Annotated in this window: 27 protein-coding genes and 1 pseudogene; 12 read left to right on the top strand and 16 right to left on the bottom strand. The window is 38.1% G+C overall.

Going from position 1 to position 24,423, the window contains the following annotated elements; genetic code table 11:
- Positions 1–2: 2 nt before the first annotated feature.
- The 5 genes from CQA43_RS06315 to CQA43_RS06290 all read right to left on the bottom strand — a co-directional run bounded on the left by CQA43_RS06315 (position 3) and on the right by CQA43_RS06290 (position 3,255).
- The gene (locus CQA43_RS06315; RefSeq protein WP_115551775.1) at positions 3–1,241 is read right to left on the bottom strand and encodes an ArsS family sensor histidine kinase; all 1,239 of its coding nucleotides are present in this window, start codon (positions 1,239–1,241) and stop codon (positions 3–5) included.
- On the bottom strand, positions 1,234–1,917 hold the full coding sequence (locus CQA43_RS06310) for a response regulator transcription factor (RefSeq protein ID WP_115551774.1): 684 nt from the start codon (positions 1,915–1,917) through the stop codon (positions 1,234–1,236). The genes CQA43_RS06315 and CQA43_RS06310 overlap by 8 nt, the downstream gene beginning before the upstream one ends.
- 262 nt (positions 1,918–2,179) lie before the next feature.
- Complete coding sequence (locus CQA43_RS06300) at positions 2,180–2,590, bottom strand: CiaD-like domain-containing protein (protein ID WP_115551772.1); 411 nt, start codon at positions 2,588–2,590, stop codon at positions 2,180–2,182.
- Complete coding sequence (locus CQA43_RS06295) at positions 2,581–2,829, bottom strand: tetratricopeptide repeat protein (RefSeq protein ID WP_181881649.1); 249 nt, start codon at positions 2,827–2,829, stop codon at positions 2,581–2,583. Before CQA43_RS06295 ends, CQA43_RS06300 begins: the two co-directional genes overlap by 10 nt.
- Positions 2,830–2,838: 9 nt before the next feature.
- A complete protein-coding gene (locus CQA43_RS06290; RefSeq protein WP_115551770.1) occupies positions 2,839–3,255 on the bottom strand; it encodes a universal stress protein in 417 nt (138 codons plus the stop codon).
- Positions 3,256–3,376: 121 nt separating this feature from the next.
- On the opposite strand from CQA43_RS06290, the gene selA reads away from it, so the two are divergent.
- The 5 genes from selA to tviB all read left to right on the top strand — a co-directional run bounded on the left by selA (position 3,377) and on the right by tviB (position 10,416).
- Positions 3,377–4,777: an L-seryl-tRNA(Sec) selenium transferase gene (selA, locus tag CQA43_RS06285; protein ID WP_115551769.1), complete on the top strand. Its 1,401-nt coding sequence runs from the start codon at positions 3,377–3,379 to the stop codon at positions 4,775–4,777.
- Positions 4,777–6,615, top strand: coding sequence for a selenocysteine-specific translation elongation factor (selB, locus tag CQA43_RS06280; RefSeq protein WP_115551768.1), 1,839 nt, complete (start codon positions 4,777–4,779; stop codon positions 6,613–6,615). Before selA ends, selB begins: the two co-directional genes overlap by 1 nt.
- A gap of 9 nt (positions 6,616–6,624) precedes the next feature.
- The gene (locus tag CQA43_RS06275) at positions 6,625–7,668 is read left to right on the top strand and encodes a nitrogen fixation protein NifS (protein ID WP_115551767.1); all 1,044 of its coding nucleotides are present in this window, start codon (positions 6,625–6,627) and stop codon (positions 7,666–7,668) included.
- 19 nt (positions 7,669–7,687) lie between these two features.
- Entirely contained in the window at positions 7,688–8,926 is a 1,239-nt protein-coding gene (locus CQA43_RS06270; RefSeq protein WP_115551766.1) for a molybdopterin molybdotransferase MoeA, read from the top strand.
- 236 nt (positions 8,927–9,162) lie between these two features.
- Positions 9,163–10,416: a Vi polysaccharide biosynthesis UDP-N-acetylglucosamine C-6 dehydrogenase TviB gene (gene tviB, locus CQA43_RS06265; protein ID WP_115551765.1), complete on the top strand. Its 1,254-nt coding sequence runs from the start codon at positions 9,163–9,165 to the stop codon at positions 10,414–10,416.
- 175 nt (positions 10,417–10,591) lie between these two features.
- On the opposite strand, the gene CQA43_RS09510 is transcribed toward tviB, so the two are convergent.
- The 5 genes from CQA43_RS09510 to CQA43_RS06240 all read right to left on the bottom strand — a co-directional run bounded on the left by CQA43_RS09510 (position 10,592) and on the right by CQA43_RS06240 (position 14,813).
- Complete coding sequence (locus CQA43_RS09510; RefSeq protein ID WP_181881648.1) at positions 10,592–10,735, bottom strand: hypothetical protein; 144 nt, start codon at positions 10,733–10,735, stop codon at positions 10,592–10,594.
- A gap of 285 nt (positions 10,736–11,020) precedes the next feature.
- Positions 11,021–12,952: a heavy metal translocating P-type ATPase gene (locus CQA43_RS06255; protein WP_115551763.1), complete on the bottom strand. Its 1,932-nt coding sequence runs from the start codon at positions 12,950–12,952 to the stop codon at positions 11,021–11,023.
- An 8-nt stretch (positions 12,953–12,960) separates the two neighbouring features.
- The gene (locus CQA43_RS06250; protein WP_115551762.1) at positions 12,961–13,302 is read right to left on the bottom strand and encodes an ArsR/SmtB family transcription factor; all 342 of its coding nucleotides are present in this window, start codon (positions 13,300–13,302) and stop codon (positions 12,961–12,963) included.
- A gap of 354 nt (positions 13,303–13,656) precedes the next feature.
- Positions 13,657–14,061 carry a hypothetical protein gene (locus tag CQA43_RS06245; RefSeq protein WP_115551761.1) on the bottom strand — a complete coding sequence of 135 codons (405 nt, stop codon included), beginning with the start codon at positions 14,059–14,061 and terminating at the stop codon, positions 13,657–13,659.
- A gap of 98 nt (positions 14,062–14,159) precedes the next feature.
- Entirely contained in the window at positions 14,160–14,813 is a 654-nt protein-coding gene (locus tag CQA43_RS06240; protein ID WP_115551760.1) for a thioredoxin domain-containing protein, read from the bottom strand.
- Positions 14,814–14,923: 110 nt separating this feature from the next.
- Here CQA43_RS06240 and CQA43_RS09970 point away from each other — a divergent pair.
- From CQA43_RS09970 to CQA43_RS06220, 7 genes and pseudogenes are all read left to right on the top strand, one after another.
- Positions 14,924–15,124, top strand: a pseudogene (locus CQA43_RS09970) (hypothetical protein); the annotation flags it as partial.
- A 572-nt stretch (positions 15,125–15,696) separates the two neighbouring features.
- Positions 15,697–16,200 (top strand): TonB-dependent receptor, encoded by a 504-nt coding sequence (locus CQA43_RS09725; protein WP_342767848.1) that lies wholly within the window; start codon positions 15,697–15,699, stop codon positions 16,198–16,200.
- On the top strand, positions 16,194–16,583 hold the full coding sequence (locus CQA43_RS09720) for a hypothetical protein (protein WP_245944247.1): 390 nt from the start codon (positions 16,194–16,196) through the stop codon (positions 16,581–16,583). The genes CQA43_RS09725 and CQA43_RS09720 overlap by 7 nt, the downstream gene beginning before the upstream one ends.
- On the top strand, positions 16,558–16,704 hold the full coding sequence (locus CQA43_RS09715) for a hypothetical protein (RefSeq protein WP_245944246.1): 147 nt from the start codon (positions 16,558–16,560) through the stop codon (positions 16,702–16,704). Before CQA43_RS09720 ends, CQA43_RS09715 begins: the two co-directional genes overlap by 26 nt.
- Positions 16,705–16,794: 90 nt before the next feature.
- On the top strand, positions 16,795–17,238 hold the full coding sequence (locus tag CQA43_RS06230; RefSeq protein WP_181881647.1) for a DUF1924 domain-containing protein: 444 nt from the start codon (positions 16,795–16,797) through the stop codon (positions 17,236–17,238).
- 20 nt (positions 17,239–17,258) lie between these two features.
- Positions 17,259–17,789 (top strand): diheme cytochrome c, encoded by a 531-nt coding sequence (locus tag CQA43_RS06225; protein WP_115551759.1) that lies wholly within the window; start codon positions 17,259–17,261, stop codon positions 17,787–17,789.
- Positions 17,740–18,897 carry a cytochrome b/b6 domain-containing protein gene (locus CQA43_RS06220; protein ID WP_115551758.1) on the top strand — a complete coding sequence of 386 codons (1,158 nt, stop codon included), beginning with the start codon at positions 17,740–17,742 and terminating at the stop codon, positions 18,895–18,897. The genes CQA43_RS06225 and CQA43_RS06220 overlap by 50 nt, the downstream gene beginning before the upstream one ends.
- On the opposite strand, the gene CQA43_RS06215 is transcribed toward CQA43_RS06220, so the two are convergent.
- The 6 genes from CQA43_RS06215 to CQA43_RS06190 form a co-directional block, all read right to left on the bottom strand.
- On the bottom strand, positions 18,872–19,666 hold the full coding sequence (locus CQA43_RS06215) for a methyltransferase (RefSeq protein WP_115551757.1): 795 nt from the start codon (positions 19,664–19,666) through the stop codon (positions 18,872–18,874). The two genes, CQA43_RS06220 and CQA43_RS06215, sit on opposite strands and share 26 nt — an antisense overlap.
- Positions 19,666–20,319, bottom strand: coding sequence for a pimeloyl-ACP methyl esterase BioG family protein (locus CQA43_RS06210; RefSeq protein ID WP_115551756.1), 654 nt, complete (start codon positions 20,317–20,319; stop codon positions 19,666–19,668). Before CQA43_RS06210 ends, CQA43_RS06215 begins: the two co-directional genes overlap by 1 nt.
- Positions 20,294–21,514 (bottom strand): aminotransferase class I/II-fold pyridoxal phosphate-dependent enzyme, encoded by a 1,221-nt coding sequence (locus CQA43_RS06205; protein WP_115551755.1) that lies wholly within the window; start codon positions 21,512–21,514, stop codon positions 20,294–20,296. Before CQA43_RS06205 ends, CQA43_RS06210 begins: the two co-directional genes overlap by 26 nt.
- A 15-nt stretch (positions 21,515–21,529) precedes the next feature.
- Complete coding sequence (gene carA, locus CQA43_RS06200) at positions 21,530–22,684, bottom strand: glutamine-hydrolyzing carbamoyl-phosphate synthase small subunit (RefSeq protein ID WP_115551754.1); 1,155 nt, start codon at positions 22,682–22,684, stop codon at positions 21,530–21,532.
- A complete protein-coding gene (locus CQA43_RS06195) occupies positions 22,681–23,235 on the bottom strand; it encodes a DUF507 family protein (RefSeq protein WP_115551753.1) in 555 nt (184 codons plus the stop codon). Before CQA43_RS06195 ends, carA begins: the two co-directional genes overlap by 4 nt.
- 68 nt (positions 23,236–23,303) lie before the next feature.
- A complete protein-coding gene (locus CQA43_RS06190; RefSeq protein WP_115551752.1) occupies positions 23,304–23,909 on the bottom strand; it encodes a dethiobiotin synthase in 606 nt (201 codons plus the stop codon).
- Positions 23,910–24,423 lie beyond the last annotated feature (514 nt).

Genomic DNA, 24,423 nt, shown 5'->3' with positions numbered 1-24,423 from the left:
CTTTAGGGTTTGGTGTTTGTGATAATGCCTTGAATCAGGAAATAATTTTTGTCTTTTTCGTGGCGATAATCTAGCTTTAGCTCTTGGGATTCCAAAGTGCTTTTGACGATATAAATGCCCAAGCCCAATCCACCATTTTTGTTGGACTTGTTGTCTTTGAAAAAGGGTTTTGCGTGGTCTTTTAGGCTATAAGGCAGAGGTGCGCCGAAGTTTGCAATCACGAGATTGTCTCCTTCAACTTTAATTTCTACCTTGTCTTTGATTTTGTATTTTAGTGCGTTATCTAGCAAATTTTTAATTGCTAGGGTAAGCATTTCAAAATCGCAATGCAAAAGATAATTTTCACTAGGCAATAAAAAAAGCTCTTGGATTTGCTCTTTGTCTAAAAGTAGCATTCCAAAAACGCGATTTAAAATGTCTTTTAGGACATAATCTTGTTTGTTAAGGCAATAATTGCGCGAGCTTAACTCTTCAATTTTTGCAAACTCATTAATGAGGCTATTAAGCCTCTCAAACACATTGCAAAGTCGCTCTTTGTAAAGCGGATTATCAACCATTTCTGCTGTGATTCTGCCTTTGGTAATCGGCGTCTTAAGTTCGTGCATAATGGAGCGCAAGAAAAGATGTCGGGATTGGTTTAGGGCATTAATTTTTTCTGCGGCATTTTCAAATTCGCGCGCAAGCTCGCCGATTTCGTCATTTTGGCTAATTTTGCAAGAAATATTCGTCTGTCCATCGGCAAATTTACGGATCTCTTTGCGCAAGATTTTAAGGGGCAAAATGCTTTTGATAACTAATGCGAACAAGAATACAACAATCAAAAAAGCAAAAAATGTAATAATGTAATAATTAAAAAGCCTATGCGAATAAAGCCCACCATAGAGTTTCCATTCTTGCGGTGTTTGCAAAAAGAGATAAATGCCATTTTCTTGTTTGATGATTTTTGCAATCATTCCATTGGCAAGATTCTGCGTCAAATGGTTTTGGAATTGCTCTAATGTTTTGGCATCTTGGATTTGGTGTAAATCCAATTCTTTAAGGTATTTTTCAATCAAATCCACATTCCCGCCAAAACGCACTAATTGATTGATGGTAGCGAGGAATTGGTTGTATTTGAGTTGGTCTTTTAGGATATTCTCGTTGATTTCTTCCCGAATAAAATAATAAGAAAATGCGCCCAAACAAATAATCGCCACTATGAACAAAATGGTAATTTTGACAACAATAGAATTTTTAATCATCTTTTAGCTGAAGTTTATAGCCGATTCCGCGCACGGAAAGGATAAACTTTTTGTTGTTTTTTTCTATTTTGTTGCGCAAACGCCCGATAATCACATCAATGCTTTTGTTGCTAGAATCCGGATTAATAGAATCTGAATGTGCAGCAATGGAATCACGCGTAAGAGCTTGATTGACATTGTCAAGCATAAAGCTTAGGATTTCGTATTCTGCTTTGGTTAGATTAAGCACTTCGTTGTCAAGATAAATTTCTCTGCTTCCCTTGTCTAGCTGAAATGGAAGAATAGATGTTTCAGATTCTTTGGATTGTTTGCTTAAATTGTATCTACGAAGGACACTATGGATTCTCGCAATAAGTTCTTTTGGGTCATAGGGTTTGGGGATATAATCGTCCGCACCATACTCTAACCCCAATACTCTATCGTCAATATCGTGTCTTGCAGACGAGATAATGATGGGGATATGCTTTTCTTTCGCGACCTTCTTGCAAACTTCCAGCCCATCTAGGTTTGGGAGTGTTAGATCTAAAAGAAGGAGGTCAAAATGTCGAGTGTTTATCGCACTCATGCCCGTATAAGGCTCGTCATAATTTGTTACATTAATATTATGAGCTTTCAAGTATTCGCTAAGAATGGTCGCCAACTCCAAGTCATCTTCAATCATTAATACTTCTAGCACGGCATTTTCCTTGCAAAAAGGAGGATTGGGTATTTTAGGGGGTTAAATAAAAATTTAGGAAAATGCCCGCTAGTATTGACAATAATTTCAAAGAACTTGCTCACGCTAAGTGTCCTTAAGCAAAGGAGAAGTGGATGAAAAGCCTTTCTTTGTAAAAAGCCCAAACTTAACATTGTATCAAGTTTGTCTCTCAACTCATCCCGTTGAGATGACGAAATTATAAAACAAAATAGTAAATCAAAAGTAAATAAAGAAAAATTTTTCATTTTTGATTCTTTTTTTCGTCAATAATGGCTAAAGTAAATTCTAAAAAATTCAAAATCATATCTACTTTGGTTTCAATATTGCGATTATTTGGGGATTGTAATCCTTCAAAAAGCACGAGGATTCTTTCTTGCAAAGCATTCAAAAACCTTTCCTCTTCTAAATAGGATTTCGTTAAGAGCATTTTAAGCTCTTCGGCATTTTTAAAGTCTAATTTTTCAATCTTTCGCTCGTAAGGATTCTGCGCATTTGTGTTTTCGTGGCTTGGATTGTCAGAGGGCAAAATATCCAACAAAGCATCGCGTTCAAGTTTGGGTTCTTGTGTGTCTTTTGAGTCTAATTCCTTAAATGTGGAATCACTAGAATCAATTTCAGCTAAGGTTTGTAAAATCGCTTCTTTTAGTTCCATAGTTGTCCTAACCACCTTTCAAACTCGTTAAATTCAACTTCGCTATCCATTTGGATAAATAAATTTAACATATCTTCACTTGCTTTGCCATAATTCTTGCGATTACTTACAAGACGCTTGAGGGCAATTTTGGCTTCTGCATTGTTAGGGTCTTCTTCTAGGATAGTTTTATAGATTTCTGCAGCTTCATAAGTGTGCCCTTGTATTTCATAAATGCTCGCAAGCGTTAAGGTTTTCATCAAGACGCCTTATTTTACAATCAAAATAGGAATCGGGGATTTTTGTGAGAAGTCGTTTTGATTGGTAGAAAAGATTTTATTCCAAAAACTTTCTTCGCTTTGTCCAATCACAAGCAAATCAAAGTCTTTTGCATAGGACAACACTTCTGCTACGGCTTCCCCTTCTAGGAGTTTTTGTTTGACATTGACGCCCTTGTTGGTGAAAATTGCACTAAATTCTTCTAAAAGCTTATCACTTTGTGCGTTTTCCTTTTTTTCTATTTCTTCGTAAGCGGCAAGTGCAGCTTCTCCATAAAGCATAATGGGGGTTTTGACGTGGATAATTGTAATTGTGCAATCCTCTCTATCGCCAAAAAAGCCAACTACAAATTCTGCTGCTTTTTGGCAGGATTTTGTTCCATCAATCGCAAATAGAATCTTTTTCATTGCAAGCCTTATCAAGTAATTAAATATTAAAAATTATATCAAAATCTATTCAAAATTCACAGAAAATAAAGTAAGAATGCGCTACGCTTTTAGACTGAAATTTAAAAAAAGAGAATAGGTAATGCAAAATATTCTACAACATATCCCAAAAACAGACAAGCTATTACAAGCAATCTATGCGCAAAATAGCGATTTAAATTATCCTTTAGTAAAAAGCCTTGTTGCAGATTTTTTAATCTCTTATAAGGAAAGGTTGCTTAGTGGTGGTGCAAGATTAGAGATAGAATCCTGCGCAAAAGAAGTAATAAAATCTTATCAGAATCTCACGCAAAAATCTTTGAAGCCTCTTGTGAATGCGACTGGAATCGTGGTGCATACGAATCTTGGACGTAGCGTGTTTTCTCCCGTGATTGTGCAAGAAATTTTGCCTCTTTTGACACGCTATAATAATTTAGAATACGATGAAGCAAAAGGGTGTCGCAGCGAACGTTATGTGCATTTGCAGGGTTTATTCAAGGCGCTTTTAGGTGCAGAAGATGTGCTAGTTGTCAATAATAATGCCGCAGCGGTGTTTTTGATTTTTAACACCTTTGCAAAAGGTAAGGAGGTGGTTGTTTCGCGTGGGGAACTCATTGAGATTGGCGGGAGTTTCAGGATTCCAAAAGTTATGGAGGATTCTGGAGCAATTTTGCGTGAGATTGGCACGACAAACAAAACGCATTTACGCGACTATCAAGAGGCGATTAATGAAAATACTGCAATGTTGTTTAAAGCGCACAAGTCCAACTATGCAATGAGTGGTTTTGTCAAGGAAGTGGGGTTTGAAGAGATTGTAAAACTAGCTTCCGAGCGGAATCTAGTAGATTATTATGATTTAGGAAGTGGATACTTCGGCTTGAATGGCTTTGAAAATAGTTTGAAAAAATTTGAACCTGCTTTAGAAGAGATTGCAAAACTCAATCCAAGTCTTGTAAGTTTTAGTGGCGATAAGCTTTTAGGTGGTGCGCAAGCGGGGATTATTTTTGGCAAAAAAGTATTGATAGATAAACTCAAAAAAAATCAACTCTTAAGAATGTTGCGCGTGGATAAATTCACGATTGCAGCACTTGAAGCAACCCTAAATGCTTATTTGGAAAACAAGATAGAAAAAATTACGACTTGCCATTTACTCTTAAAGGACAAAGAAACATTAAAAAAAGAATCCCAAATGCTTGCGGATTTGATTCCAAAGGAATTTGAGCCTAAAGTGATTCCAACGAAAAGTTACAGCGGAGGGGGCGCAATGCCAAGTCATTATTTGGAATCCTTTGCCGTGGCAATTGCAGCAAAAGATTTAGTGGCTTTTGGCTTGAATGAGGAGCGGCTAGAAAAATTTTTGCGTGCAAGGGGCATTATTGCAAGATTAGAAAACAGCGCGGTTCTTTTGGACTCACGCACCTTGTTGGAGGGCGATAGAGAAAGAATCGCAGCCGTATTGGAAGACTTGAAAAATCAAAACCATAAGAGGGACGAAGAAAAATAATGCAAGAGAATCTAATAATTGGCGCAATGGGACATATTGACCACGGCAAAACAAGTTTAATTGCCGCACTGAACGGATTTTGGGGCGATAGTTTCGCACAGGAAAAAGAGCGAGGCATTACTCTAGATTTGAGTTTTTCTAACTTGCAAGAAGGGGAGAAAAACCTTTCTTTTATTGATGTGCCCGGACACGAAAAATTAGTCAAGAATATGATTGCTGGCGCATTTGGTGTGGATTATGCTATGCTTTTGATTGCGGCAAATGAGGGCATTATGCCACAAACTTTGGAACATTTAAAGATTGCCTATTTACTTGGAATCTGTGATTTTATTGTCGTGTTGAGTAAATGCGATTTGGTAGATTTGGATACGATAGAGAGGCTTCAAGGGGAAGTAAAAGAGCTTTTTGGCAAGTTTCCTAGTTTGCGCTTTCAGATTCTAAAATGTTCTATTCATCAGCCACAAAGCATTCAAGCGCTCAAAAAGGTGCTTTTCGCATTGCCCAAAAAAGCGCGTCAGGATTTGGGATTTTTCCGCTATTATATTGACCGCGTATTTGTGATTAAGGGCGCGGGTTGTGTCGTAAGTGGAACATTAATGGACGGAGATTTAAGCGTGGGCAATAAAGTTTGGTGCGCGCAACTTGGGAGATCATTGGGAATCAAGAATCTCCAAGTGCATGGACAAACAAAAACTATAGCACAAAATGGTGCGCGCGTGGCAATTAATCTTAGTGGTGTTTCGCACCAAGAGCTAAAACGTGGAGACTTGCTAACCAAAAAGGGCTATTTACGAGGATTTGATAGCATAGAGGTTGAAATTTGCGCTTTTGAAACGATTGAACACAATAGCGAAGTGCAATTGTTTTTGGGTTCATTGCGGTGCGCAGCACACCTGTTGTTTTTGGACAAAGAGAAAAAATTTGCGACACTTAAAACAGAGATTCCAATTTTTGGCATTTTTAATGAGAAGTTTGTTTTGCGTGATGACAAACAAACCTTAGGCGGAGGCAAAATCCTAAGCCCTATTGTAGATCCTATGAAAAAATCGCAAAAGCTAAAATATTTGGAATTTTTAAGTCAAGGAGATTTCAAAGGCGCATTTGAAATTTTGCTTTATGCGCATAAGAAAGGTTTTGGACTCATTAGTGCGACGCAACGTTTTGGAATCTCGCAAGCAATGAGCTTAGAGATTGCCTCTCAAATTCCGCAATGTTTTGTATGTGCAAGGGAGTTGATTGTTTATTCAAAGGTTGCAAGGGGGATTGTTCAAGAAGCGATTTTTAAGATTTTGTCTAAGAATCCCAACGCACTTCTTTCCGCGGTATTGTTGAGCCAGAAGCAAAGTTGGATTGCAGAGGAATTTGCCAAAAGTGTTTTAGATGAAATGCTGATGAATCAAAAATTAAATAAAGCCGATTCCTTTTATGTTTCTCCTCAAAATGTTTTGGGCTTAGAAGCAAGCAATGCGGAAAAGATTGAGGATTACTTTTATAAAACCATTTATGAAACCCTGCATAATCAAGAGTTTCAGCCAATCGCACCTTATAATCTATATGACTTGTTGGATATTGACAGACAAACAGGAGATTCTATTTTCAAGCGGCTAACGCACGAAAGAAAGATTGTGCGCTTAAACCATAAGCTTTTCATTTGTAGCGATGTTTTGACGCGACTTTTGGAGCTAATGCGCGGAATCATCAAGCAAGAGGGATATTTAGATTTGGGGAATTTCAAGGCACATTTGAGCCTTAGTCGTAAATATTTGATTGCCTATTTGGATTATTTGGATAGCTTTCAAGACATTGTCAATACTGATGGCAAGCGAACTTTTAAGTGATGAACTAAAATGCTAGATAGGTTGCAAAATCCTCCATTAAATGCGGAATTAAATCAGCATTTAATCCAACTTAAGAGTGTGAATTATCCGTCTATCACGCCTACACATTCGCAAGAGATTCTCAAAGACGCCCAAGCACTTTGTGCTCTTTTGGGTATGAGCATCGTGCGTCCCTTCAGCTTTAATGTAGAATCTTTTTATTGCTTGCTTGACAATCTTTGCAAGCATTTTAAAGTCGCCCTTGCGCTTTCAAGCCACAATATGTTGTATTGTGCCTATTTGCATTCTCCGCACAAAGAAAATATTTTTCCGCTTGTGCCGGATTTTGTCAGTGGAAGTATCAACCAAGATTCCATTAATGCGGCATTGGATAAAGGCGTAGATTGTTTTATTCTACCGCTCATTAATGAAGATATTTTGACGCTAAACCCCATAGAATCGCTACCGCAAAATGTATTAAAAGTTGTGGATATTAGCTATGCAGTTGCCTTGAATCTACCCTTGCCAAAGGCAGATATAATGTTGCTTAATGGTGAGAATTTGGGTATTATGCGCCCTTTTGGCGTGCTAGCAGCCAATCAGCTTGATGGAATCTCTAATATTTATTTGGAGATTCAGCATCTTTATGATGTTTTTAGGCAAGCTATTGCGCTAAAGACTTCTTGTGCAAAATCTGCGGCAAGTAGATTTTCAAGCAACTTGGCGCACGATTTTTTTAATGCTTTAAAAGCGAATTTAAGAAAAATGGGATTACGCGAGAGTTGTTATTGTTTTTACCCAACGCCTCCTAATACTTTGCCTTTGGGGTTAAAGGGTATCAAAGCGCGGAATCTAATTCAGAGTTTGCTTTTTGATGGTCTTAATGTCATCAATGGGCAAGAATGCCTTTTTGGCTTTGCGCGCCCCTCTTTTGTCTTGCGTGAAATGGGATACACACAAGAGCAGTCAAGAGAGCTGTTAAGCCTTAGCTTTTTAGATATTTCTCCAAGTTTGATTCCACAGATTGCCCAAAAAATTGCGAAAAAATATGCACAATTAAGAGCTTTGGGCTAAGAATTTTTAAGGAAAAGAAATGAAAAAAGAACCTCAAAACCTAAAAACTGCCATAGAATCCTTGCGCAATGCCACACAGGAATTCCATAGGCACATAGAGGTTTTACCGCTTTTAGAGGCGCAAGATAGAATCTTGGCAGAAACGATTTGTGCTAAAATTTCTCTGCCTCGCTTTGATAATTCCGCAATGGACGGCTATGCGTTAAAAGTTGCAAATGCAGGCAAAAAATTGAAAATCCAATCAAAGATTTTTGCGGGAGATTGCGCGGAAGTGGATTTGGGAGACTTGGAATGTGCCAAGATTATGACAGGTGCAAAAGTGCCTAATGGAGCGGATTGTGTCGTGCCTTTTGAGGAGATTGAGGGAGGATTTGAAAACACAGAGCAAATTCTTGCCCCGCAGAATCTCAAAAAAGGAGCGAATATTCGCAAATGCGGTGAGGAGGTCGCACGCGATTCTGTGCTTTTAGAAAAAGGCGCGACTTTGAGTGCCGATTCTTTGACTTTGCTTGCCACGCAAGGGATAAGTTATGTGAAAGTCTTTGCTCCATTGAAGATTAATGTGTTTGCGAGTGGTGATGAGCTAAAGGAAATATGGGAGCAAGCGGATTCTTATCAGATTTATAATTCTAATTCCACAATGATTCAAGCAATTCTTAAAAGCTATGGTTTTGGTAGCCATTATGGGGGAATCCTAAGCGATAATCAGAATGTTATCAAGAGGGCATTAGAATCCCCAAGTGATGTGATTTTTACAAGTGGTGGCGCAAGCAAGGGAGAAGCAGACTTTATCCGAGAAGTTTTGGAGCAAAGTGGAGCACAAATGGTGTTAAGTGGCGTGCAAATCAAGCCCGGAAAGCCGATTATGGTTGCTAAATTGGATTCTAAGTTTATCGTTGCTCTCCCCGGAAATCCTCTAGCAGGAGCGGTTTTGTTGCGTTTGCTCATCGTGCCGTTTTTGCGTCAATTAAGCGGAGCAAGTGCGCATTATCCGCAATTTTTATTGTTCAAATCGGCACACAATCTCCCGCGCAAAAGTCGCACAGAGGCAGTGCTTGCAAAAATACGAGGGGATTGTGTTAGTTTTGTCAAGGGTGGCAAATATGGTTCTAGCGAGGTTATGCCTATGGCTTTGGGCAATGCGTTGGTGGTATTTGATGTATCACGGGATTCTATTGTGGAGGGTGAAATCTTAAAGGTATTACCTTTTCAAATGGAATTTGGCGCAGAGGAAGCAGATTTTATCAATGGATTGTGATTTTATTGTGTTCTTATAGTGCGCATTTTGTCTTGAGGGATTTCGTTATGCACAATGCGGTAATTTATCTAACTTTTGTTCTTGCAAGTATTTTATAAAACTGCGTGGCAATCCATATCTTTGGAATTCATAAAGCAAAACAATAAAAATTTTAATGGAATCTTAAAGAGAAAGTTTAGAATGTGTTTAGAAAAAGTAGATAAAATTTTACTCAAATTTATGGATAAAGGAAACGAATGAAAACTCTTGCTGTGATTGGACTTGGATATGTTGGATTGCCCCTAGCGGTAGAATTTGGCAAAACTTATAAAGTGCTAGGCTTTGATATTTTTGCGAAACGCATTGAGGAGCTAAAGAGCGGTTATGACCGCACATTAGAGGTAGAGGAATCCGAACTTAAGAGTGCTAAACATTTGCATTTTACAACTGATTTGGAGGATTTAAGAGAAGCACAGATTTTTATTGTTACCGTGCCAACACCGATTGACAACTATAATAAGCCCGATTTAACGCCTTTGCAAAAAGCCTCTAGCAGCGTGGGAAAAGTCTTGAAAAAAGGCGATATTGTGATTTATGAAAGCACGGTTTATCCGGGCTGTACAGAGGAGGATTGTGTGCCGATTTTGGAGCAAACAAGCGGGCTAAAGTTTAATGTGGATTTTTTCTGCGGATATTCGCCCGAGCGCATTAATCCCGGAGATAAAGCCCACCGCTTGCCCAATATCAAAAAAGTAACAAGTGGCTCTACACTGCAAGTTGCAGAGGAAGTGAATGCGCTTTATGCAAGCATTATCACGGCTGGCACGCACAAAGCACCAAGTATCAAAGTTGCAGAGGCAGCAAAAGTCATTGAGAATTCGCAAAGAGACATTAATATCGCCTTTGTGAATGAGCTTGCATTGATTTTTGAAAAACTAGGGATTGATACCTTAGAAGTGCTAGAAGCAGCAGGGAGCAAGTGGAATTTCTTACCCTTTCGTCCGGGGCTTGTCGGCGGACATTGTATTGGCGTAGATCCTTATTATCTCACGCACAAGGCGGAATCTCTAGGCTATCATTCGCAAGTGATTCTAGCTGGACGTCATATTAATGATAATATGGGGGTTGTGGTTGCCGAACGCGTGATTAAGCTAATGGTTAAAAATGCGCACCAAATCGTGGGAAGCAAAGTTGCGATTCTTGGGATTACTTTCAAAGAAAACTGCCCAGATATTCGTAATTCTCGTGTCGTAGATGTAATTAGAGAATTACAAGATTTTGAATGCAATGTGGAGGTTTATGACCCGTGGGCAGATACGGAGGAGGTCAAAAGGGAATATGGGCTATTTTTGCAAGAAATGGAAAAATTTAGATTGCAAGATTACAAGGCTGTGATTGTTGCAGTTGCACATAACGAGTTTAAGGCATTAGATTTTAAAAATCGTGGGAAAGTGGTTGTGTATGATTTGAAAGGAATCTTGCCAAAAGAGCAGGTAAGTGGGAGACTCTAATGTATTTAATAGATACCCAATAAGGCAATTTGTAGAATGCCTTATTGCGTTCTCCAATCTTTAAACACAAAGGGAAGTTAAGCAATATTTGTGAGATTTGTTTGAATCTTTATAGAATGACTTTACGAAAAACAGAAATCTATAATGTGTGATTGGTTTTATGTGAAAGATTTTATCACACGCCATTAATGTAACGTAATAAAAGTTTGTCTGCTTTGGCTTGAGAGTCTTCCAAAAAGCCATTGCAGTTGCTTCGGATTCTCGTTAAGAATCCGACAATCCCACCTATTTTTAAATCAGAATTGCCTACCTCTAGCAAAAGACTTCTAAAGTATTTTTTTGGATCTTTTGGAACATCACGATAAAGATAGGCTTCAAAAAATAAAATATCCTCGCCCCTGATAGTTACATTTCTAAGACAAAAGATAAAATTGAAATTTTTATCCCCTATTTCATCTGTCGTTAGGGGGCACTTTAAGTTTTTTGCCCTAAAGTCATTTTTGCTCTTTTCCCAAATTCTATAATTTTCCCTTATAAAATTTTCAACAACCTTTTTAATGTAGTATAACCTTTTTAGAAAATAAACCAAGATTATAACATATTTTTAGTGGATTGCGCGCTTGGCGTTGAGAAGGGCGAGCAATGCCACTCCCACATCTCCAAAAAGAGCAAGCCATAAATTCGCGATTCCAAGTGTGCCAAGTATCATAATCAGTACTTTTGTGCCAAGCGCGAAAATAATGTTTTCCCACAAAATCTTTCGTGTCCTGCCTGCGATTTGTAAAACAAGTGGAATCTTGTTTAAATCATCGTCCATAATGACAATATCTGCTCCCTCTAACGCGACATCACTACCGACTTTTCCCATTGCGATTCCAATATCACTTAATGCCAAAGAGGGTGCGTCATTGATTCCATCTCCTACGAAAATTACCTTTTTACCTTGCGCCTTTTGTTCCATTAGAATCTTTTGTAAATGCTCAACTTTTTCGTTTGGTAGCAATTCCGCATAAACCTCGCTGATTCCAACTTTCTTTGCGACTTCTTGTGCTACACTTTGCTTGTCTCCGCTTAGGCACACGCACTCCATTTCGCGCATTTTTAGCTTCTCTAACGCCTCCTTAGCTTCTTCTTTGAGCGTGTCTTCAAGAAGTATGGAGCCGATGATTTCGTTTTCGAGGCTTAAAAAAACTTGACATTTCGCGCTTTGTTTGTCTTGAATGTTGGTTTTGGTAAGGGATTCTATGAAGCGCGCATTGCCAAGTGCGAAAGCTTGTCCTCCAATTGTTGCGCTGATTCCTCCGCCTGCGTGTTCTTTAAGATTTTTGATTTCTTGCGTGTCTTGATTTTTTTGTGGAATCTTGTTGTTTAAAATAGCTTTGGCAATTGGGTGATTAGAATGCGATTCTAGCTCTTGCGCTTTTTCTAAGATAAAATTTTCATCATAAGAGGTATAACTTCGGATTTCTTTTAGGGTGAGCGTGCCTTTTGTGAGCGTGCCTGTTTTGTCCAATACAATGGTTTGCGCAAAATTTAGTGATTCAAGATAGCTTGAGCCTTTAATCAAAATCCCCATTTCAGAGGCTTTACCCAAAGAGGCAAAAAAAGTAAGAGGGATAGAAATCACGAGTGCGCAAGGGCAAGAGACGACCAAGAAAATAATCCCCCGATAAGACCAAGTTTGGAATGTTTCTGTGAAATCTGCCCCCAAAGCCCAAAGATACAATGTCGGAATAAGTGCGATTCCAAAGGCTAAGAGCGTAACAATGAGCGTATAATAGCGAGCAAATTTTGTGATAAATTCCTCGCTGCGACTTTTTTGTGCATTGCCCTCTTCAATGAGTTGTAGAATCTTGCTAAAGGTGGAGTTTGCGTAATTTTGTGTTGCTTGGATATGCAAGATTCCATCTAAATTAATCCCACCAGAGAAAACCATATCCCCGACTTTTACATTTTGTGGGATAGATTCTCCATTGAGTGCGGAGTTGTCAAGATTACTTTCGCCTTGGACGATTTTGCCATCAGCTGGTATTCTTTCTCCAGCAAATACGATAAGTCTATCACCTGCTTGAATCTCTTGTGGAGAAATGGAGATTTGTGTATTCTCGCGCAGGATTCTCGCACTTTCTATTTTTAATGCGCTTAGGGAGCGAATCTGCGTTTTGGCTTTTTCTACAACGCGTTCTTGCAGACTTTCGCCAATGCGATAAAAGATTAGAATCGCTACGGCTTCCGCACTCTCGCCGATACCAAAAGCACTCAAACTTGCAAGTGCCATTAAAGTGTTTTCATTAAAATATTCCCGCTTAATAAGACTTCTAAAAGCTTCTTTTAGGATTCCAAAACCCAAAGTGAAATAACAAAAAACAAAGAGGAAAGTTAAAATCAGAGGATTTAAATGGAATCTTAAGATTTCTAAATCCACCAAAAGCGCAACACAATAGAGCAAGATTGCGCCGATAAAAAAGGTTTGGTGGAGAAATTTTTCTTTGGATTTTGCATAGATAGTTTCGCATTGATTGTTGTAGCAGTTCATCTTTTTCCTCACATTTCTTGAATATGCTCTAAACCTTGATTGAAAATCTTTTCAATATGGTCATCATCTAGTGAATAAAATACTTCTTTGCCGATTTTTTGGTAGCGCACAAGACGCGCTTGGCGCAGGATTCTTAGTTGATGAGAAACTGCACTTTGCGAGAGGTTTAACAAATGAGAAATTTCGCCCACACAGAGTTTATCCACTTGCAAAAGCGAGAGAATCCGAATCCTTGAGGAATCACCAAAGATTTTAAAGAGTTCCGCAAGGTCGTAGAGCAATTCTTCTTGTGGAATTGTTTTCAGGATTGTTTGTAGGGTTTTGGCGCGATTTTCGTCAATTTCTGGCATAAGGTCTCCTTTTATAATTATATATGAACAAATGCTCATATATAATTATAAAGTAGAATTTCTTAAAGTAAGATAAAGATGGAATCTTGCCTTTTATTTTACGAAGTCCAAAATTGTAGATTACCACAGCTTCTAACGGGGCTTCGTAATAGCAATTCTACACTGCGCCATCATAAGGAAGCAATCTATAATCTTAATCTATTAAAAATATTCAACCACGAGATTCTTTAGTTTGGGTTTGTGCTTTGCGGGGAGTTACACATATATACTATGATTTTGTTGCATAGAATCTTGTAAAAAAGGTGTGGAGCAAAAGCCAAAGAGGCTTTGCAAGGGGATTAATAATCGTTAAGATTAGTAAGCTCTAGGATAGCATTTCCATTCAATTTCTTTTGCGGTGAGCTGCATATTTTGTGGCAAACCTGTTTGTGGGTTGATAGCTCCTGAGTTGCTATCGGCATAAGCATTGTATCCACCATAAGGAATTGCTTCAACTTTTACAAATTTGCCCACGGTCAAATCTTTGAAAGTGCCATAAACATCTTGTCCAAAAGCACCACAATCATCACCTTTAATTTCAGTGTAGGGTAAAACTTTAATCACAAGTTGTCCGCCCGGTCCTGATAAGGTAATGGTTTTGTTCTTGTTATCTACTGCTGAAATTTGCCCCGCGACATCAAAGTCATAACCTGCCATTGCAGCAGTAGTAGAAAGAATCGCAGCAGTTGCGAATGCGCCAAATAATTTCAAAGTTTTCATTTTTGCTCCTTATTTTTGAGTTGTTTTTGTGATTGCACTTGAAATTATAAAGACACTTTGTTAATAAATTGTGAAGATATTTTCAAATTTTTATGAATTTAAATTCCAAGTAAATAATTGATTTTATAAATAAAATCTTCCGAATCTTTAACTTTATTCATTAGAATTAAGTATTTGCCATTGACAATAAAGCTAGGCACGCTTTGAATGCCTATTTGTGCGATAGAATCTTGCCAAGCTTTGAGCTTTTCTTGCACTTCTTTGTGTCTTAATTGCGTTTCAAACTTTGTTTGTGAAATCTCCATTGCGTCTAAGCCAAAAGCGATAAAAGATTCTTTGTTTTTGAAATGTTTTTGCGTTTTGAAAAATGCGTCAAAATACGCATTGCTTGCGCGTCTAAAGTAAGATTCAATATCTTTTGAAGTCAGATTGCGTTCCTCATCAATAGAAACTGCAACTGCTAAAACCTCGCTTGCTTGCGCACTAAATGCACTTCCTGTGGTGATATGGTAAGGTAAAAATACGGCTTCTTGTGGAATTGTTGCAAAAAGTTTTGGTAATAGCTCGCCCATTTTGGCACAATGCGGACAACCTACATTGAAAATCTCCACAATAGATTTTTGTGGGACATCAAGAGGATTTTTTAGCTTAATATAGTCTTTGCCCTCTTTTAGTGATTCTGCATAAAGCATATTCATAGCAAGGAGTGTGCTTAAAAATGTTCCAAAAAGTAACCTCAATATTGTTTGCATTCATTTTCCTTTGTAGTTTGTTAAAATGTATTATTATAGCAAAAGTTAGAATTTAGCTGGGTGGGTTTAACTAAATTTCAAGAATTAATCCAAAAATTTATCCAAACGATTTGTACAAATTTTTGGTAATATGTGTTGATTTTATAATAAAGGCTAATGCCAAAAAGGGCGGGGGAGGCACAGAGGTCTTTTACCGCTCACAAGGTGCTGGAAGATTGCCAATTTTTGTCAATGGAAGCAATTTAAATGGTGGTTGTGGCGGGAGAATGGGTACAACTTTTACTTATGTTTTTTCGCAAAACTACAATTTGGTTACTTTAATCAAGGGTCCTCAAGATGTTCGCTATGGCACGATGAGCGCGGGTGGAATCCTCTTTGACCGAGAGACTTTGCGCCTAAAAGATACAAACTTTAACTTCAGTGCCGATGGGCTTGTGGGAAGCTTTAATCGGTTGGATTTCAATACTTATCTAAGCGTTGGAAATGAACTAGGAAGTTTGCAGGGGATTTATTCGGATTATTCACGCGATGATTACAAAGATGGTGCAGGTCAAAGAGTGCATTCAGAACACCAAAGACGTTCCGGCACGATTGTAGGCGCTCTAACACTTACGGAAACAAGTGCTTTGGAGTTGAGTGCAGACATTGGCAGGGGAGAGGCGGCGTATGCTGATAGGGCAATGGACGCACGCACCTTTGATAGAGAATCTTATCAGTTGCGATTCCAAAATTATTTTGATAAAGATTTGCTAGATTTACGCGCATATTATAATAGCATTGACCATATTATGGACAATTATAGCTTGACTAATGGTCAGCCAAAAATAGGAAATCTTTATAACCTAAGCAACCCAAAGCGCACAAATATTGGTGTTAAAGCAGAATACAAAAGGTTTTTGAAATCTCTAAACTTTACTTCGGGGGCGATTATGATAAGGACAAGCACAAAACCCGCACTTCCACAGGGCAGACGACAAGAGACGGCGCAGAGGCTGCACTGCGCACCAATTATCAACCCAACTATACCTTTGATTCCTATGGAATCTATGCGCAAGGAGAATGGTATATTGGGGCGGAATCTGGTGTTTTTGCGGGGATTAGAGAGGATTATATAGAGACAACCGCACACAGATTGGACAAGGAAAGAAAGCAATACGCCACGAGTGCCTTTGCGCGTTATGAGCATTATTTGCGGGATTCCACCCTTTATGCTGGACTTGGAATCGCAGATAGGATTCCGGATTTTTGGGAGGTTTCTAAGGTAGATGGAATGTATTTGAGCAAAGAAACCAATACGCAATTAGACATTGGTTTATCCCACCAAAAAGAGGGTTTAAGCGCGAATGTGTCGGGCTTTATTTCTTATGTACAAGACTATATTTGTTAGATTATACAAAGCCCCAAATACGCAGCTTTAACACGAACGCCTTTTTAAGCGGAGCGGAGGCAGAAGTCTCTTATGAGTTTATGCCTAATCTCTTTGCGGAAGCAATGGCGAGTTACACTTATGGAGAGAATACAAAAGAAAACAAGCCCTTAGCGCAAGTCGCACCCTTATCTAGCAGAATCGCACTTAAATACGATGACCAAAAAATATTTTTGAAATGCGAAATGTATGCCAATGCCAAACAAACGCGTTCTGATGAGGGATATGGAAATGTCATCGGCAAAGACTTCGGGGATTCTAGCGGATTGGAATCATCAACCTCTATGCAGGATTGCGCTATCAAGAATGGCAAGTTTAATGGGGCTAGAAAATATTACCAATAAGCTTTATAGTTATCATTTATCCAAAAATAGCATTGATTTAAGCGTGGCAAATAATCCTATAAGTGATAGGATTTATGAGATTGGTAGAAATGCTTGGATAAGGGTAAAATATGACTTTTAAGTTATAGAATCTCTCTTTAAATTGTTAAGATTTTCTTCACACTTTTTTATTATCATTTTGAATCTTATTTCTTGATTTAAGGGAGACAAAATGAGAACAAAAAGAGTTTTTAAGAGTTTGGCTTTGAGTGCCTGTGGAATCTTGTTACTTGGAAATGTAGGCTTTGCGGGTGGATTTAATCCGTCAATGCAAGCTTATATTGAGGAATTGAAGAGTGAAGCAAAAGCAGAAAATCCAAACTTCCAAGACTTTGATGCCAAAAGAGGAGAAGTGATTTTTAGCACAAAAAACAAGGGCAAAAACGACACCTTGCTATCCTGCCAAAGCTGCCATAATGTGGATTTAAAAACTCCCGCAACCAATGTTTTTACCAACAAAACACTAGAGCCTTTAGCTCCAAGCGTGAATCCTACGCGTTTAAGCGATGTAAAAGAAGTCAAAAAATGGCTTAAACGCAATTTTAAAGATGTCTTTTTGCGTGAGGGAAGCGCACGGGAAAAAGGTGATGTGCTTTATTATTTGATTTTACAATAATCCAAGTTTAGGGAAAAAGAATGAAAAGAATGTTAAAAGTTTCTAGTGTGGTTTTGCTTTGTGCGGTTTTTGGAATCCAAGCTTATGCGGAAGGGCGCAAAGGTCCAGAGGTAAAAGCGGTGGATAATGCACTTTACAAAAAGGAGTGCGCAAGTTGTCATTTTGGCTATCAACCCGGTTTGCTCCCTAGCACTTCTTGGCAATGGGTAATGGATAACTTAGCGCAACACTATGACACAGACGCGAGTTTAGAAAGCAAAGAGGACATTGCGCAAATCACACAATATTTGCTAGACAATGCGAGTGAAAAAGCAATGCAATACCGTCGTAGTGCAAAATTAACAAAATCAATGCAGCCGGGAGTCTTATACACCTCTATTTCGCAGATTCCCTATCATCAAAAAAAACACAGAAAACTAAAAGATTGGATGGTGCAGCAAAAAGAAGTGGGAAATATTGCGCGTTGTGCCGCTTGCCATACCAAAGCCGAACAAGGAATCTATGGGGGACAGACGATTGATATTCCAAACTATGGAATCTGGCGTGATTAAGAGCTATATTTGGACTTTTATCAATCGTTTTTTGCATTATTTTTTGATTCTCACTTTTGCACTCTCTTACCTAAGCGCGGATATAGACACACTTTTTCTTGTGCATATTGTTTGTGGAGTTTTATTTGGAGCAGGGGTGATATTGCGCGTTATTTGGGGATTTATCGGCACAAAGCATTCGCGCTTTTGGGATTTTAACTATCGTGGAATCCTAGAATATCTTACTTCTATTTTAGGAAATAAAAAGCATTATATCGGACACAATCCTGCCTCAAGCGTGGCAATTATTCTTATGCTTGGCTTTGGATTTCTTGTCGTATTTAGCGGACTTTTGCAATATGGAGCGGAGCAAAATAGCGGAATCTTTGCCCCATTGTTTTTCACATATAGCTACTTTTATATGGGCGATGATTTGCACGAATTTTTTGCAAATTGCTTATTGTTTATCGTGGCAATTCATTTTTGTGGAAGCTTAATAGACAAGTTTTGGAGCAAAGGAGATGCAATAGATTCTATGCTCAATGGCTACAAACGCACGCAAAAGGACGAAAGCGTCTCTCTAAATCCTGCGCAAAAGGCAATTTTTGCTTTTTTTCTCCTCTTTTTGTTTGCATTGTTTCTTTATTTGCTTTATCCCAAAAACATACTTTTACGCTCCTCCGCGCAGGATTTTTTCACGCAAGATTCTAATAAAACAGCCTTTGGAGAGTATAAGCAAGAATGCGGAAGCTGTCATATTGCCTATGCTCCCTTTTTGCTTCCAAAGTCCGCGTGGGATTCTATGATGAGTGATTTAGAAAATCATTTTGGCGATGACGCAAGCTTGGAGGAAGAAACGCACGCAAGAATTGCTGCATTTTTAGAAAAATATGCAAGTGATGTTGTGGATACGAAATTTACGCAACAAAAAGAATCCCAACAAATTGCAATCACAAAAACTCCTTATTGGGAGATTGCACACCGCAAACTCAATCCAAAGATTTTTACAACAAAGGCAATCAAAAGCAAGGCAAATTGTCAAACCTGCCACAAAGACGCAGAATCTGGAATCTTTGCCAAAAATGCAGTGGAATATTTTAAGCTTAAGAGTTTGAGGGAGAATCTTTAGGTTTAGATTCCAAACTTCTTTTTTGCGCCAAAAGATAGATTGGGTGATAGGTTAAGACATTATGGAATCGCACCGCGTAGTCTGTTAAGAGTTTTTTGTTTAGTTTAAAGCCTCGCTGCAAGGAATTTACACCTGTATCACGCAAATGCTTGAAAAGCGCAAGGGTGCTTGAAAAGCGCAAGGGAATCCTGACTCCAAAAGATTCCAAAATTTTAAAATCTGATTGCAAAATTTCTACATAATCTTTTAGCTCCAAATATTCCAATCCAATTCCACAACTCGCACGCAATTCTTGATAGTTTTCTGTGCCAAAAGTGCTAAAGGCTAAGATTCCATTTGGTTGGAGTAACGCACTTAATTGTGGCAAAAAACTCCACTGATTTACCCATTGCATACTTGCGTTGGACAAAATCAAATCGTATTGCAAATCGGGATTCTTATTACCTATTTTTACCAAATCCTCAAAATCTGCCTGCAAAAAGTCTATCTTGTGTGATGTGTCTTTTTGAATCTTTATAAAATCATTAGAAAAATCTACCAAATCCACCGCTAAATAGGATTCAAACTCAAAATTTAGTGCAAGATTCTGTGCCAAAAGTCCATTGCCACAACCAAGTTCTAAAATATTGCCTAAATTCCTTGCTTTGCAGTGTTTGTGTAGGATTGCAAGTAATTTTTGTTGCATCGCCTGTTGCACATTTGCATTTTGCGCATAAGTTAGCTTGGCTCTTTGGAATCCCTGTTGGATTAGTTCTTTTTGTGTTTGCATTAGGGTTGCCAATCAAAAAATGCAAAATGTGGAGCGTCAATTTCTAAGATTCGCTCTTGCGCACCTTTGAAGTCAATCCAAAAGTTTTTTTGAGATTGTGTATTAAAAACCAAATCTTGTTTGGAAATAAGAATCTCGTCCCAAAAAATCTCACTTGTAATCGTGTCAAATTGCAGACAGGCTTGAATAAAAAAGCCCAATTCTTCGCGTAAAATATTAGAATCCAAAAACTCAAAATTATGGGTTTGATTGAAAAATTTACCGAACAAATTGTGCTTAAAAGTCGTTAAATTGAAGGTTTTTTGCGTGAGTTTAAAGATTTTAGGTGGAATTCCAAATTTTGAATGCATACCAAATTCTGTGCCATTAATCGCAATTTTGCGCGCAAAGCAGTTGAAATCTTGCGAGGATTCCATAAAAACGCGTGCGACAAATACACCCATAGAAAAGGCTAAAAGAGTGATTTTGGATTCTTTGTTTAAGTTTTGCAAAAGAGACTTTAGGACACTAAAATCTAGGTGTTGGTAATGGGATAAGAGGATAAAATCGTAATGTGCAGGAATAAGGGGCAGAAAATGCGAGGGGTGGGAGGCAAATCCCCCAAATATTAATAATATATTTTCATTATTATTTATTTTTTGATAAATATTCATAATCAATCTTTTTAAGAATTGGGACGAGAGATTCTAAAGTTTCAAAGGGCAGATTTGCGCTTAAAGAGAATCGCAAACAAGCGCGATTCTTTGGAATCGTAGGGGATTTTATGGCGGGCGCAAAGTAGCCTCTTTGTTCCAATTTTTTTGCAAAATGCACCGCTTTGGCGTTATCTCCTAGAATCAGACTGATAATATTATAATCTCCCAAGACTTCCAAGTCTAAATTTTTTATTAAAAGTGCTTTGAAATCCTCACTTAAGCGCGCTAAATTTGCTCTTTGGTTGTTGAGATTGGCAAGTTCCAAAAAGCTAAAGAGGCTACGTGCAATGTTTAAAGGAGGAAGCGCGGTAGAGTAAATCAAAGCGCGGGAGAAATTCACAAAATATTCATAAAAGATTCCATTGCACAGCACGCAAGCACCCATAGATGCAAGGGCTTTGCCAAAGGTTAGCACCAAAAAATCAATAGAATCTAGTAATCCAAAGTCCGCGCAAACTCCCAAGCCGTCTTTGCCAAAACTCCCAATACTATGCGCTTCATCAAGATACAAATACACATTATCAAATTGTTGTTTTAGTGTAACAAGGGTGCGTATCGGCGCAAAATCTCCCTCCATACTAAAAAGCCCCTCACTCAAAATAAAAATAGCTTCGTATTTGGGCGCATTGTCTCGCAAGAATTGTTCTAGTCTTTGCATATCGTTGTGCGAAAATCTCTTTAAATGGGTAGTTTGAAAGGATTTTAGCCCATCAATATGGCTTGCGTGGATAGATTTATCCGCGATAAATAGCACATTTTTAAGGGAGTTTAATGCACCTAAAGCTCCTAAATTTGCATGGAATCCACTATTGAATATAAGGGCTTGTTTGCCAAAAGTATGGGAGAGATGAGATTCTAGCTGTGCGTAAATTTCAAAATTCCCACTTAAAAGCCGCGAGGAAGATGAGCTAAAATATAAATTTTCTTTAAAAAGAGTGGAATCTAAAAACATAGCATTAAAAGATTCATCACTTGCAAGCCCTAAATAATCGTTGCTAGCAAGATTTAAAAGCCATTGTGGATTTTTGTTTGTAGGATTTGTGAATCTGGTGATTTGGAAGCCCTTGTGCTTTTGTGGAACAAGCACGCGGTAGTTGGAATCGCGTTTCAGGCATTCAAGGGTTTGGGCAATCTGTGATTGGACATTATTCATAGCTTAGGCAAAGCACTATGCCTTTGCATCTTGAAGTAGTTTAGCAAAGGCATTAAAAAGCATAGTAGATTCTAAAGGTCCGGGTCCTGCTTCTGGGTGGTGTTGAAAAGAGCAAATCAGAGCATTTTTGTAGCGCACCCCCTCAATGGTATTGTCAAAGAGGTTGCGGTGAGTAACCTCCGCAACTTCTTGGATAGATTCTGGCACAGAATAATTGTGGTTTTGTGCGGTGATTTCTATTTCTTGTGTGAGGAGGTTTTTCACAGGGTGGTTGCCGCCGTGGTGTCCAAATTTGAGTTTATGGGTGGGGTAACCATGTGCAAGAGAAAGCAACTGATGTCCCAAACAAATTGCAAAAAGCGGAATCTTGGCGGCAATTAATTTTTTGATTTCAGCGATTTCTGTATGAAGCACTTGTGGGTCCCCGGGTCCATTAGAAAGAAAGATTCCGTCAAATTCACCCTGTGCATAACGTGCAATTAGTGATTGTGCTTCAAAATCGTGTGGTATGACTTCTACGCCGAAGCCCGCACTGACGAGCTGGTTTAAAATGCTTTGTTTGATTCCAAAATCAATTGCTAGGATTTTTTGATATGTCTTAGGTGTGGTGTAGTCCATACTTTGAAAGTCAAATTTACCTTTGTAGTGTTGGTAGGGTGTTTGTGTGCTGACTTCTTTGATGTAATTGATTTCCTCAATCTTTGGGCTGCTTTCTAGGAGTTTTTTTAATTCGTTTTTGTTGGAGATTTCAGTAGAGGCAATCATCATCATTGCGCCCTCTTCGCGCAAGGTTCTTGTGAGCAAACGTGTAGGAATTGCGCAAATCCCCATTGTGTTGAATTTCTTTAAAAACTCTCCCAAGCTTTCCTCTGCACGAAAATTTGAAAATTTGGAATTATAATGATGGCACAAAATTCCTTTGGCAAAGATTCCGCGACTCTCCATATCTTGTTTGTTTGTTCCTACGATTCCAATCTCTGGCATAGTAAAGCAGATGAATTGCCCTGCATAGCTCGGGTCGGTTGTGATTTCTTGATAGCCTGTTAGTGAGGTGTTAAATACCAACTCACCCACGCTTGTTTTCTCGGCACCGAAGCTTTTTGCCTTGAAAAACAAACCATTTGCTAAATAAAGCCAAACATCTTTTAGTTTATCATGTGGAGATGTCATGACAGAAATCCTTTCTTTTTGAGTTCCTCTTGGTAGAGTTTGTCAAAAATCAAATCGTATTCTTCGCTTCCAAAGACTATTTTTCGTTTATAGTTTGCAATACGTTCTTGCACGATTTCTTCTACTTCATTGTAGATTCTTGAATAGCTATTAATGGCTTTGAATATGACATTGACAATTCGCGTTTCAGAAGTGGCAGAGTCAATCAAATCTTCCTCAAAAAGCTCATCAAGGATTTTGTGCGCAAGATGATTGTAGCGGTCTTCAAAGTTCAAAATAAAATTTTCATTTTCTGCTAATTTTTGTTTGATTTTCCAAAAAAGTTGATGTTCATCAGCTCGCATAAATTCAATTTCATCTAAATTTTCTTCCAAAATTTCCCTTGCTTTTTCTTCTATGTTTGCTTCTTCTTGGATATTTGCTTCAATGAATTTTTGTGCGACTTTTGCAATCCCCTCTAATCCGTGTAAAACATTTACAAAACCGCAGGTGGATAAATCTAATGCTATTTTATTTCCAATATAAGGTGCATGTGCGAGTCTAAATTTCATATCGGACCTTCATAAATTTTTGCGCTATTTTAGCGTTTTATCTCTTAAAATATGCCTTTTTCGTGTTTTTAAATCATTTTAAGATTCTGCATTTCCTCTTTTAGCTTATTGGAATTTGCTTGAAAAGTCTCCCTGTCGGAATAAGTCGCGAAGTGTGCAATTTTGACTTGCGTATAAGACTTTATAAAGGTGTCCATTAGAGGATTTTGGTCTTTGCTTATAATTAGCCCAAGAAGTGGAATCTCACGTGCTTTTAATGCCGCAATACTAAGTAAAATATGATTGATTCCGCCAAGATAATACGCACCAACCAAAATGCAAGGCAGTCGGTGTGTGCTTAAAAAATCTATCATACATTTTTGGGAATCCAATGGGGTAAAAAGCCCGCCCGCACTCTCAATGAGTAAATTTTCTGATTTGGGCAATGGAATTCTTAGCCCATTGTAGGATATTTTTTCTTTTTGCATACCGATGTGAGGGCTAGCAGGAGTTTGCAAGGTAATGCCACTAGGATAAATTTTGGTCGCAGGTGTTAAACTTTGGATTCTTTGATTGTCTGTTGGAGTGCCTGCTTGAACGAGTTTAAAATAATCTAAACTAAATGCGTAACACAATGCCGCACTAACAGAGGTTTTCCCCACATCTGTATGGCTTCCAGCAATAAAAATTTGCATATAAATCCCTTTTTTGAATTTTAAGATTCTATTATATGCTTGCTTTATGTTAAATTATAGATTTGCAAGTAATTTTATGTCATCAATTCTATTTCACTTTCATTTAAACATCAAATCAAACCAAAAAGAGTTATAACAATGAATCTAAACAGCGCAATTGAAAGAAAAAATCATTTAGTTGCATTGCGGAGAGATTTCTTACGCATTTGAGCCTAATTGTTATTTGGTGGAGTTTTTAAGAAGTAAATAACAAGATAATCCAAATGTGATTCTTTATCAAAATGCAGTTTCAGACTCACTTTCTACAATGCAAAATCTGCGCTAGTAAAAGTTTAAAGGGTAAGATTGATATTGTGGATTTTAGGTAGAGGGCATTTCTAATCACAATATATAAGAATTCTTATTTTTCTAAAGACAAAGCAATTTTATATTTCCCTTTTCCTTGTGGGATTCCACAAGGATAAAAGAATAAGCTAAAGGTGGTAATAAAAGGGGGACAAGATGGGGATAAGAC

This window comes from Helicobacter ganmani, assembly GCF_003364315.1.
GTDB lineage: Bacteria > Campylobacterota > Campylobacteria > Campylobacterales > Helicobacteraceae > Helicobacter_D > Helicobacter_D ganmani.
The sequence above is the reverse complement of the archived record's forward strand: the minus strand, read 5'-3'. Positions and strand labels throughout refer to the sequence as shown.